This window comes from Vibrio frigidus (genome assembly GCF_042465995.1).
Lineage (GTDB): Bacteria > Pseudomonadota > Gammaproteobacteria > Enterobacterales > Vibrionaceae > Vibrio.
This window is the reverse complement of the sequence record NZ_JBCDMC010000003.1, coordinates 435,455-447,817: the sequence shown is the minus strand read 5'-3', so window position 1 is coordinate 447,817 and position 12,363 is coordinate 435,455. Positions and strand designations below refer to the sequence as shown.

The window sequence follows — 12,363 nt, the reverse complement described above, 5'->3', positions numbered from 1 at the left end:
AACGTTGATAGGCAGGGTGTGTAAGCGTTGTGAGGCGTTGAGCTAACCTGTACTAATTGCCCGTGAGGCTTAACCATACAACACCCAAGGGGTTTTGTGGACTCAATGCAAGAACATTGAATGTGTGCGAACTTTTATTTAAGTCAGTAATCCAGATTATTAAAGTTTTCTAAATTATTAGGAAACTTTACCAAATTTGCTTGGCGACCATAGCATTGTGGACCCACCTGATCCCATGCCGAACTCAGAAGTGAAACGCAATAGCGCCGATGGTAGTGTGGGGTCTCCCCATGTGAGAGTAGGACATCGCCAGGCTTTAACATCGTTTTTATCTTTTAGAAAAAGATGAAGGCAAAAACTAATTAAAGCACAGTTAATGAGACTTTAATTAGCGTAAGAATACCATGTGGAGTGGTAGTTCAGTTGGTTAGAATACCGGCCTGTCACGCCGGGGGTCGCGGGTTCGAGTCCCGTCCACTCCGCCAGTTCTTACAAGAAAAGTTTAGAAGCCTCAGCAGAAATGCTGAGGCTTTCTTGCGTTTATAGAAGAAAAGAATACCACGGTGGAGTGGTCGTTCTGTTTGTTTTCTTTTTGTTAAGAGAAGCCGGCCTGTCACGCCGGGGGACGCGTGTGATTGTGTACAGAGAGCGAATCCCCGTCGACTCCGCCAGTTCTTACAAAAAAAGTTTAGAAGCCTCAGCAGAAATGCTGGGGCTTTTTTGCGTTTATAGAAGAAAAGAATACCACGGTGGAGTGGTCGTTCAGTTGGTTTTCTTTTTGTTAAGGGAAGCCGGCCGTCACGCCGGGGCGGGCGCGTGGTTGTACACAGAAAGCGAGTTCCGGCTATTCAGCTAATTTGCTTTTTTTACAATTGTAAAACAAGATCCAAGAACAATTCTTTCTCGACAAATATTATGTTTTGAATTAGGCTAGCTATATAGACGTCTAGATAGCTTAAGGATAAAGCTTTGCCGATACGGATACCAGATAAACTGCCAGCCTCAGATGTATTAAAGAAAGAGAATATCTTCGTAATGCCGATGTCCCGCGCCTCAACGCAAGAGATCAGGCCGTTAAAAGTACTTATTCTCAATTTAATGCCAAAAAAAATCGAAACAGAAACACAATTTTTAAGACTCCTTTCGAATAGTCCATTACAGATCGATGTCGAACTGCTGCGTATTGATGACCGACCGAGTAAAAATACACCTACAGAGCATCTTGATGATTTTTATCGCCAGTTCAATACAGTGAAAGAAAAAAATTATGATGGTTTGATCATAACGGGTGCTCCATTAGGCCTAGTCCAGTTTGAAGATGTTATTTATTGGGATCATCTAGAAACGATCATGCAGTGGGCGCGTAAGCACGTAACATCGACTCTTTTTGTTTGTTGGGCTGCCCAAGCAGGTTTGAAGTTACTTTATGAATTGCCTAAGAAAACGCGTAAGGAAAAGCTTTCTGGTGTGTACTTTCATAAGATACAACAAAAGTATCACCCACTTTTAAGAGGCTTCGATGATAGTTTCTTGGCTCCACATTCACGCTATGCAGATTTTTCCGCTCAGTACTTAGAAGAACACACCAACCTAGATATACTTGCTGTTTCAGATCTCGCAGGGGTTTACTTGGCGGCGACAAAAGATAAACGTAATGTCTTCGTAACGGGTCACCCAGAGTATGAGTCCCACACATTACATAATGAATATGTACGTGACTTAGGTGAAGGTATGGAACCAACGGTCCCTCTTAATTACTACCCTAAAGATAATCCGGACAATGACCCTATAGCGAGTTGGCGTAGTCACGGTCATCTATTGTTCTCTAATTGGTTAAACTACTGCGTTTATCAACAAACACCGTATGATTTAGAACATTTCTCGGAGGAGAATTTTACTAAGGATGACGAGTAGTAGTGGTGTTAGTTGATCGTGAACCATGCAAGGTTATTAGATTTGATTATCCCCATTGTATGGGGATAATCAAATCTAAACATATTTACGTGTTCAAGGAAATGAAGATAAATTATGGGTGGTATTTTTTAGGCAATAAACGAAACCTATTATAATCAAATCAAATCAAATCAGATCAATGACTTATTGTTTCTTCTTTAAAGGTAGCGATTCAGGCTCAACTGATTTTGCTCTTTCCCAAGCTTTTGCGCGATTAATGAGTGGCGTTATAGTCGACCCTTGGATTAAGATCGAAAATACAACTACCGAGTAGGTCATCACGAGCAGTATTTCTCGCACATCAATGTTTTTTTCGGGAACAACCATTATCCCCGCCGGGATCGCCATGGCCATGGCAAGTGCAAGTCCGCCCCGTAATCCACCCCATGTAAGAATCCTTACTGACCATGGGTTGTACATTCTGAATCGATTAAATATTTGGTATGAAAGAAAGACACTGATATAGCGAGCTGCTAATACTAATGGTATTGAGATGAGCATGATAATCCAATCTTCGGAATGAAACTCAAAGGTAAGCATAGACAAGCCAATAAGTAGGAAAAGCAATCCATTAAGGAATTCATCGATCAGTTCCCAAAAGTGGTCTAGGTGTTGCTCACTCTCTTTCGAGAACCCTGTGTAACGAGTCCAGTTACCAATCATAATACCTGAAATTACCATCGCTAAAGGGCCAGAAACCTCGATTACTTGAGAGAATACATAACCGGCCGTAGGTATACCTAGGGTCAAAAGAAGCTCCATCGAATGATCATCTGTTGAGCTTATAAGATAATGGAATAGCAGTCCTAATGCAGCACCATAAACGATTCCACCGACGGCTTCATGTAAAAATAGTAATGATACGGAACCGACAGTAGGTGTCTCAGTGCCAAAGGCGATAGTAAAAAGAGTAACAAAAATGACTAAACCGAAGCCATCATTAAATAGCGACTCGCCCTCGATTTGTGTTGATATACGTTTAGGCGCATCGAGCTTCTTCACGATAGCAAGCACGGCGATGGGATCAGTTGGAGAAATTAAGGCGCCAAATAGAAGGCAGTAGACTAAAGCGAACGATATACCTAGGACCCAGTTCACTACCGCAAATAATACAGCTCCGATTAGGAAGGTTGAGACGAGAGTTGCGCCCAAGGCAAGTAAGGTTATCTCCCATTTTTGATCTTTCATATTGGTTAGGTTTATACCTAACCCACCAGCAAAAAGCAGAAAGCCCAACACACCTTTTAAGAGAAAATCTTCAAAATTAATCGAATCTATTGTATTTGCCGCGACTTCATTAAGTGAAAACCAACCATTTTGGCCTGCTACAATCATAATTAAAGAAAGAACAAGAGCACCTGCAGTAATAGCTATGGTGGTTTGAAGTTTACCAACTTTGGAATTAACGAAGGCTATCGCCATTGCGGCGGCGGCTAAAAAACAGAGGGTGTTGTATACGTACATCGAATTTTCCAAAAATTTTATTCTATAAGACCATTTTCGGTTGAAAAGCGAACTTTATCAATACGAATAATGAAAAATTACCGTACACACATTTGGCGATATAAATTCTAATTACAAAACCGTCTAGACGTCTAGATTTCTCCCTGTTGTGTGATAGGATGGATACAAAGTTAAAAAGGATTGAGGCTTAAACGTGTCTGGAAGTAGTGTAAAAGAAATAATAGAAAATCAGCTAAAGAAGCGAATTTTGTTAATCGATGGTGGCATGGGCACCATGATCCAAGGATATAAACTTGAAGAAGAAGATTATCGTGGAGAGCGATTCGCTAGTTGGCACTCAGATCTAAAAGGAAATAATGACCTTTTAGTCTTGAGTCAGCCCGACTTGATTAAAGAAATCCATTCTGCTTATTTGGAGGCGGGCGCAGATATTCTAGAAACGAACACGTTTAATGCAACTACTATCGCAATGGCTGACTATGATATGGAAGGCCTAAGTGAAGAGATTAATTATCAAGCCGCGCAACTAGCTAGAGCGATTGCGGATGAGTGGACGGCAAAAACACCGGATAAGCCTCGCTTTGTTGCTGGGGTATTAGGCCCAACTAACCGTACGTGTTCAATTTCTCCTGACGTGAATGATCCAGGCTTTCGTAATGTCAGCTTCGATGAACTTGTAGAAGCGTACTCAGAATCGACGAAAGCCCTTATACGAGGCGGTTCAGATCTTATATTAATCGAAACTATATTTGATACACTTAATGCAAAGGCGTGTGCGTTTGCTGTCGATACGGTATTTGAAGAACTGAATATCACGTTACCAGTAATGATCTCCGGAACAATTACTGATGCGTCTGGTCGTACACTTTCAGGTCAAACTACGGAAGCATTTTATAATGCGCTTCGTCATGTAAGTCCTATCTCATTTGGCCTGAATTGCGCCCTAGGGCCCGACGAACTTAGGCAATATGTCGTAGAGATGTCTAGAATTTCGGAAACCTTTGTTTCCGTTCACCCTAATGCGGGATTACCTAATGCGTTTGGTGAATATGATCTTTCGCCAGAGGATATGGCGGAGCATATTATTGAGTGGGCTGAAAGCGGCTACGTAAACATAGTTGGAGGCTGTTGTGGAACGACGCCTGAACACATTCGTCAGATGGCATTAGCGGTAGAAGGGGTTAAACCTCGACAATTGCCAGATATCCCCAAGGCTTGTCGTCTTTCTGGCTTAGAGCCAGTAACCATTGATAAAGGAACACTGTTTGTAAATGTGGGTGAACGAACCAACGTGACAGGTTCCGCTCGTTTCAAGCGGCTTATCAAAGATGAACTTTACGATGAAGCCTTAGAGGTTGCGCGTCAACAAGTTGAGAGTGGTGCGCAGGTCATCGATATCAATATGGATGAGGGAATGCTTGATTCTGAAGCGTGTATGGTGCGGTTTCTTAATCTTTGCGCAACGGAACCAGAAATATCTAAAGTTCCTATCATGGTGGATTCGTCAAAATGGGAAGTAATAGAAGCTGGTCTGAAGTGCATTCAGGGAAAAGGTATTGTTAACTCTATTTCCCTGAAAGAAGGAAAAGAAAAATTCATCCACCAAGCTAAGCTTATCCGTCGTTACGGCGCTGCTGTGATTGTCATGGCTTTTGACGAAATAGGACAAGCTGATACACGTGAACGTAAGTTACAAATCTGTACTGAGGCATACCGTGTTCTCGTTGATGAAGTCGGTTTTCCACCGGAAGACATTATTTTTGACCCAAATATATTTGCAGTTGCGACGGGTATCGATGAACATAATAATTATGCATTAGACTTTATTAATGCGGTAGCGGATATCAAGCGCGATCTTCCATACGCAATGATATCTGGTGGTGTTTCTAACGTATCCTTTTCTTTTAGGGGCAACAATTATGTACGTGAAGCAATACACGCCGTATTCCTGTATCACTGTTTTAAAAATGGTATGGATATGGGTATTGTTAATGCTGGGCAATTGGAAATATATGACAACGTACCGGAAAAACTACGTAATGCAGTTGAAGATGTCATTCTAAATAGAACGGATAAGGGAACAGAAAACCTTCTCGACATCGCGAACGAGTATCGTGGTAATGCCGTGGGTAAAGAAGAAGATTCATCTACTCAAGAGTGGAGAAGTTGGCCTGTAGAGAAAAGGTTAGAGCATTCACTCGTTAAAGGCATTACAGAATTTATCGTCGAAGATACAGAAGAAGCAAGAGTTAATGCTGCTAAGCCACTGCACGTCATTGAAGGCCCCTTGATGGATGGCATGAATGTTGTCGGTGATTTGTTTGGCGAAGGAAAGATGTTTTTACCTCAAGTGGTTAAATCTGCGCGGGTAATGAAGCAAGCGGTCGCGCATTTAGAGCCCTTTATTAATGCTTCGAAAGAAGAAAGTCGTGCAAACGGAAAAATCCTGCTTGCGACCGTCAAAGGTGATGTACACGATATCGGCAAGAACATTGTCGGTGTCGTTTTACAGTGTAATAACTACGAGATAATTGATCTTGGTGTGATGGTTTCTTGCGAAAAAATTCTCAAGGTGGCTAAAGAAGAGAAGGTCGATATCATTGGTTTGTCTGGTTTGATTACACCTTCGCTCGATGAGATGGTGCATGTAGCCAAAGAGATGGAACGACAGGGTTTCGACCTTCCACTATTAATTGGTGGTGCGACGACATCGAAAGCCCACACCGCCGTCAAGATTGAACAGAATTATAGCCATCCCGTTGTTTACGTAAATAATGCTTCGCGTGCTGTTGGTGTCTGTTCATCATTACTTTCAGATGAATTGCGTCCAGCGTTTGTTGAAAAAGTGGAACAAGACTATGTCAAAGTTCGAGATCAGTATAATCGTAAAAAACCACGCACAAAGCCTGTTTTATTACAAAGAGCACGAGACAATAAAGTTGCGATTGACTGGCAGAATTATACTCCCCCAGAACCGGCAAAATTAGGTGTGCACGTTTTTGAAAATTTCGATGTGGCGAGCTTAAGACGCTATATAGATTGGACCCCGTTCTTTATGACTTGGACGCTTATGGGTAAGTACCCTAAGATTTTTGAACATGAAGAAGTCGGTGAAGAAGCGAAAAGGTTATTTGATGACGCGAATGAATGGTTGGACAAAATAGAACGCGAAGGCTTACTTAAAGCTAGTGGCATTTGTGCTTTACTTCCTGCCGCAAGCATTGGTGACGATATCGAAGTGTATACTGATGAATCACGTACTCAAGTTGCAAAAGTACTTCACAATTTACGTCAGCAGACAGAAAAGCCTAAAGGCTTTAACTATTGTTTGAGTGATTATATTGCCCCCAAATCGAGTGGTAAAAAGGATTGGATTGGAGGTTTTGCGGTTACAGGTGGTATTGGTGAGCGCGAACTGGCCGATAAGTTTAAAGCTGAAGGTGATGACTACAATGCAATCATGGTTCAGGCTGTGGCCGATCGATTAGCCGAAGCTTTTGCAGAATGTCTACATGAAAAAGTGCGTAGAGAAATTTGGGGTTACTCTCCCGAGGAGACGTTATCCAATGAAGATCTTATTAGAGAGAAATACCAAGGTATTAGGCCTGCACCTGGTTACCCAGCGTGTCCTGAGCATACAGAGAAAGGTGCTTTATGGGAGCTTCTTAATGTTGAAGAAGCGATTGGTATGTCTTTGACATCTAGTTATGCAATGTGGCCTGGAGCCTCAGTCTCGGGTTGGTATTTTTCACACCCTGATTCGCGATTTTTTGCTGTTGCTCAGATACAACAAGATCAGGTTGAGGATTATGCAGAGCGTAAAGGTTGGAATATTCTTGATGCGGAGAAGTGGTTAGGCCCTAACATCAGCTAGTAGTGAAAGCTATTGCTAAACATGACAGTCTTTGACTGCACGATAGAAGACAAAGAAAGGTGATAAAAAGGCTTGGTTAAAGATACCAAGCCTTTTTATTCGACGACCATTACTCACGTAGTTCGAATAATTCTCTATGTAGATCCTGAACAGCCCGACGGGAATCAACAGAACGTACTAAGAAACACAAATTGTGCGGACTAGCACCATAGCAAATCATGCGTAGATTGAAGTCTTCTAAAGTACTGAATACTTTTTTTGCGTAACCTTTACATTCACTCATATTATTGCCAATAAGCGCGACCAAACAGAGATTTTGCTCTACTTCTACAGTACAAAGTTCTTCCAGCTCTTTTTGAGCGTCAATGGGTAGTTCTGGCGCGCCACCTGACGTGTTCGTTTGGTCAAGGGTAAGCGATACACTTACTTCTGATGTAGTGATCAGATCAACGGAAATCTTATACTTCGCTAGAATTTTAAACACGTCGGCTAAGAAACCATACGCTTGAAACATATTCGGACTACGCAGTGTTACCATAGTTTGGTTTCCGCGTAATGCTAATGCCCTAAATAGCGGTGAACTTCCTACTTTTTGTCTGATCCAAGTCCCCCCTTTCTCTGGCTCTTTAGACGATCCTACGAACACGGGAATGCCATGGCGTAATGCGGGAACTAATGTCGATGGGTGTAGTATTTTGGCTCCGAAGTTGGCCATTTCGGAGGCTTCACTGAAACTAATTTCAGGGATGGGTGCAGCTTTCGCTACTATGCGTGGATCTGTCGTGTAAATACCAGGAACATCTGTCCAAATCTCAAGGCCCGATGCTTCAACCGATTCTGCAATTAATGCTGCACTATAGTCACTGCCGCCACGACCAAATGTCGTCGTATTACCATCTATATCAGCGCCAATAAAGCCTTGTGTAACGACAACATTATCGCGACATAAAGGGATGAGTTTTTCTTGTGCTAGTTTAGCAACCGAATCTAGTTCTGGGTCTGCTTTTCCGTAGGCGTTGTTGGTTCTCATTATATCGCGAATGTTAAAACGTGCCGCACTTAAGCCGCGCTCTCTTAGTATTTGAGTGAGCAAGTGGGTTGACATCCGTTCGCCATAAGCAACCATGTGATCTGTGAGTTTATCGCTACTTTGGAATGATGCTGCTTCAGCAGCCGATGCCACGCTCTTTAATAAAGAGGCGACGGCTTGTTCTGTTTCTAAAGGGTCGGCGAGCTTATCAATGATGGCATAATGGATATCTTCAAGTTGTTCAATGACAACACGACGACGTTGTTCGTCTTGAACTCCATTTGCCAACTCAACCAACAAGTTTGTCACACCAGAGCAAGCACTAATGACGATAAGTTTTGTGTTTGGGTTGTTCTCTATTATTTCAGCACAACGGCTCATGGCTTCAAAGTTGGCAACACTTGTGCCACCAAATTTTGCTACATTGAATGCGCTCACGGCATTTCTCCCTGTATGTATTCAAATTAACAGTATTTCTATTTTTGTTATATTGAAGAGAGATTACTAGAGCAGAGGAAAAGCATTAGATATGGATGCGGACCTCAGAAGCTCTTCACCAAACAAGGTTGGTGACAATTGGTAGGATTCAGCCTACTCAACCGATGATTATACACACTCAATGAAATATCATCTCGGCACCGCTCCCCCTGAATGCTTTGTCTCGGAGTTAAGGCTCCACAAAACACTTGCCTGGGCAATGCTCCTCTTCTGCTATAAAGCGAATTATCTAAATCAAGTTCAAACAAATCCAGACCTATTCATTGAACGATGTTGACGTCTAAATGTCAATTGATAAAACGAATATTTGCCCAGTATTTATACAACGTAAAAACGGTGCTTGATCAAGTGGTTTGACCTCTATACTAGAGTCGAATTGTTGAATGATGGATTATGAGTTAGTCTTTAATCCCCTACACGTCTTATAAAAGGAATAATTATGACGATTCAGAGCTTTGTACCTCCTCATAGAACATTAATGGGGCCCGGACCTTCAGATATTTCACCGCAAGTTTTGCAAGCGTTGAGCCGTCCAACGATAGGGCATCTTGACCCATTATTCATCAATATGATGGATGAACTAAAACAGCTTCTTAAATACGCTTTCCAAACAGAGAATACGTTTACTATTGCGGTATCTGCACCCGGTAGTGCTGGTATGGAGGCTTGTTTTGTCAACCTAGTAGAAGCCGGCGATAAAGTAGTTGTATGCCGAAATGGTGTGTTTGGTGAAAGGATGCGTGAAAATGTCATCCGCTGCGGTGGTGAAGCTATCGTGGTTGATAATGAATGGGGCGAACCTGTTGACGTTAGAAAAGTAAGAGACGCTCTTGACACCAACCCTGACGCAAAAATTTTAGCTTTTGTACATGCTGAAACCTCTACAGGTGCTCTTAGTGACGCTCAGGCTTTGGCTTCTTTAGCACAAGAAAGAGGGGTCTTGACCATTGTTGATGCGGTGACTTCGCTTGGAGGCGTGCCGTTGAAAGTAGACGAATGGGGGTTAGATGCCGTGTATTCAGGTAGTCAGAAATGTTTGTCCTGTGTGCCTGGTTTATCTCCTTTGACTTTTTCTGCAGCGGCTATTCAGCGCATTCAAAATAGACAGTCACCTGTGCAAAGTTGGTTTTTAGATCAAAGTTTAGTATTGGGTTATTGGAGCGGTGAAGGTAAACGTAGCTATCATCACACTGCACCTGTAAATAGTCTTTATGCTTTGCATGAAGCCTTGTTGTTACTAAAAAATGAAGGGTTGGAAAATGCATGGAAACGACATCAAGTCATGCATGAAAAATTAAAGACTGGTTTAGAGTTGATGGGGATTCAATTTGTAGTAGATGAAGATTATCGACTGCCACAACTCAATGCCGTATATATACCTGAAGGGGTAGATGATGGCGCCGTTAGAGCAACGTTACTTAATGACTATAACTTAGAAATAGGTGCTGGTTTGGGAGCATTAGCTGGAAAGACATGGCGTATAGGGTTGATGGGGTACGCTTCGAGAAATGAAAACGTGGCTCTATGTCTAAAAGCGTTAGACGACACTTTAAATCAATAAGTTCGTAAGTAGGGTGGTTTGTACCACTCTACTTTTTAATCGCTCCCTCTTTTTTTGTAGTATCAGACTCTATCGAATTGCTCTCTTCTTCAATCACATTATTTTCAGTATTTTGGTTGTGCTCTTCATCTATAGCAATGGGTTCTATGTCTATGGTTGAAAAGTCATGATTTGGAAACAAGAAGCTGGCTTCCGAACGTATTTGATTTGCTTTGCTTATTTCACCTAAACCTAAATAAGCCATGATCAGATTGCTGTAATATAATTCTTGTGGTTTTTGTCTAATGGCTTGTAAAGCCCAGACTATATACTGTTTGATGGCAAGCGCATCACCGGTTAATAATCCTTGCTTAAGTGAGGTACTGTATAGATTCCACTCGTAGCGCAATTGTTGCGATATGGGATAGACGGTTTGTGTCAAAATTCTTGAGTCTTTTGGAAAAGAGTGTTCAAACCTGAACAATGTCATGTTGGTTTGTAATGCCATCAACATATAAGCAGAAGTGACCGTTGGAACAACAAAGCTAGTGCTTCTTATTAGAACCTTGGTGACCTTAGAAATAGAGTGGACTTTGTATTTTGAGGTTCTTTGATCGATCCAATATAAAAGGATGATGAAAACTAACCAATGAATAGCGGAGTGATAAAAAGGTGCGCCCATCTGACTATGCAGCACGATAGGTATAAATAGGCTAAATATGGCTAATCGAGTTCCTCTACGTGCAGAGTATATTTTGAACAGCACCATTATCATCGCAAGGAAAATACCCACAATTGGAATCAGTCCTCCTTCGATTCCCCAATAAAGAGTTTCATTTAATGGATGCTCGACGGATGAATATCCTACCGGATAATCGGAGTTTAATTGATGTTGTCTTGCAGAATATAAAATATATTCGGGTTCAAATCGACCATACCCGTATCCAGTAAAAGGTTTCTCTATGAGCATATCTATCGCTTGTGGAAATAACGTAGATCTCTCTATTTGTTGCTTTTGAAAGGACTGCGCGTCAACGCTATTAGCGGAAATAAGTATCAAACCAAACCCTATTCCGGCCACTGACGATGATATCCAACCGCTGAATCTTTGTGGTGTTGAGAACCTATACAGATAGGTTGCAATAATAACAAAACCGAATGCCGTACCTATCCATTCTAATTCACGTGCAAGGATGATAATTAGGGGGGCAGTGATCAGTGGTACTAAGTAAAGAAACAGTGTTCGACTTACTTTCTGACCATACTTTCTTTGTTGTCTCGCAAGTAAATACCCAGAGATAACGAGACCAGTAGAGATGAAACTAACCATGACACTGGGGTCTTGGAAAATACCGAAAGGCATTTGAGTGAATGTGTTGGAACCAAGTAGTTCCTTAGGTAATAAATTGAAAAACTGAACATAACCAAGTACCACTTCGATTATGGCGGCGATGACAATAAACCAAAGTAAACGTTGTTTATGGAGATTACTGAGATTAAATTGCTGCAATACGACGAAAAATAGCCATCCAGACCAAAGACTAGCGAGCCGAGGTAGTGTGAGGAGCCAGAGATTAGCTATTGGATAAAAAACAGGTAACGTTAGTATGAAACAACAGATCAATAAGGCAATGGTTAGCTTGGTGTAGCGAATCTGTTTTGTGCTAGCAATATGGTAGAAGCCAATGGCAATGATTAGTCCAAGGCAAGCCCAAATGAGGGTATTGAATGGGAGAGCTAACCCTATGCCATCTAAATTTGGGATATAAATGTGCATGGCGATGATAAATACAAAGCCAATTGCGAACATAAATGTGCGGTTAAGCGGCGCCTTAGCTTTCTGAGGAGCGAGTCTTGTCCCACTAAGGTGAATGATAGCCATTATTGGATCCCTAAATAAAAAGCGAGCTACGCTCGCTTTTCTACTGTACCTTTTTTTTTTAAGACTACCTAGAGTCTATTGTTTTTAACGCGGGTGATGTTCAAAATCACATATTTGTTCTG

At 41.7% G+C, this 12,363-nt stretch carries 6 protein-coding genes, 1 tRNA gene, 1 rRNA gene and 1 riboswitch; of the genes, 5 read left to right on the top strand and 3 right to left on the bottom strand.

Annotated features, from left to right (window positions below; translation table 11 throughout):
* The first annotated feature begins 199 nt into the window (after positions 1-199).
* The 3 genes from rrf (at position 200) to metA (ending at position 1,914) form a co-directional block, all read left to right on the top strand.
* A 5S ribosomal RNA gene (gene rrf, locus AACW90_RS07655) occupies positions 200-315 on the top strand.
* 93 nt (positions 316-408) lie between these two features.
* Positions 409-485, top strand: a tRNA-Asp gene (locus AACW90_RS07650).
* Between the two features lie 484 nt (positions 486-969).
* On the top strand, positions 970-1,914 hold the full coding sequence (metA, locus tag AACW90_RS07645) for a homoserine O-acetyltransferase MetA (RefSeq protein ID WP_390232862.1): 945 nt from the start codon (positions 970-972) through the stop codon (positions 1,912-1,914).
* Positions 1,915-2,097: 183 nt separating this feature from the next.
* Here metA and AACW90_RS07640 read toward each other — a convergent pair whose 3' ends face one another.
* Complete coding sequence (locus AACW90_RS07640; protein WP_390232860.1) at positions 2,098-3,417, bottom strand: cation:proton antiporter; 1,320 nt, start codon at positions 3,415-3,417, stop codon at positions 2,098-2,100.
* A 193-nt stretch (positions 3,418-3,610) separates the two neighbouring features.
* Between AACW90_RS07640 and metH the strand changes: the two genes are divergently transcribed.
* Positions 3,611-7,291 (top strand): methionine synthase, encoded by a 3,681-nt coding sequence (gene metH, locus AACW90_RS07635; RefSeq protein WP_390232858.1) that lies wholly within the window; start codon positions 3,611-3,613, stop codon positions 7,289-7,291.
* A 109-nt stretch (positions 7,292-7,400) separates the two neighbouring features.
* On the opposite strand, the gene lysC is transcribed toward metH, so the two are convergent.
* Positions 7,401-8,759 carry a lysine-sensitive aspartokinase 3 gene (gene lysC, locus AACW90_RS07630; protein WP_390232856.1) on the bottom strand — a complete coding sequence of 453 codons (1,359 nt, stop codon included), beginning with the start codon at positions 8,757-8,759 and terminating at the stop codon, positions 7,401-7,403.
* Positions 8,760-8,859: 100 nt separating this feature from the next.
* Positions 8,860-9,037: riboswitch (Lysine riboswitch) on the bottom strand.
* 221 nt (positions 9,038-9,258) lie between these two features.
* Between lysC and AACW90_RS07625 the strand changes: the two genes are divergently transcribed.
* The gene (locus AACW90_RS07625; RefSeq protein WP_390232854.1) at positions 9,259-10,380 is read left to right on the top strand and encodes a pyridoxal-phosphate-dependent aminotransferase family protein; all 1,122 of its coding nucleotides are present in this window, start codon (positions 9,259-9,261) and stop codon (positions 10,378-10,380) included.
* Positions 10,381-10,408: 28 nt separating this feature from the next.
* Here AACW90_RS07625 and AACW90_RS07620 read toward each other — a convergent pair whose 3' ends face one another.
* Complete coding sequence (locus AACW90_RS07620) at positions 10,409-12,241, bottom strand: PglL family O-oligosaccharyltransferase (protein WP_390232852.1); 1,833 nt, start codon at positions 12,239-12,241, stop codon at positions 10,409-10,411.
* Between the last annotated feature and the right edge of the window lie 122 nt (positions 12,242-12,363).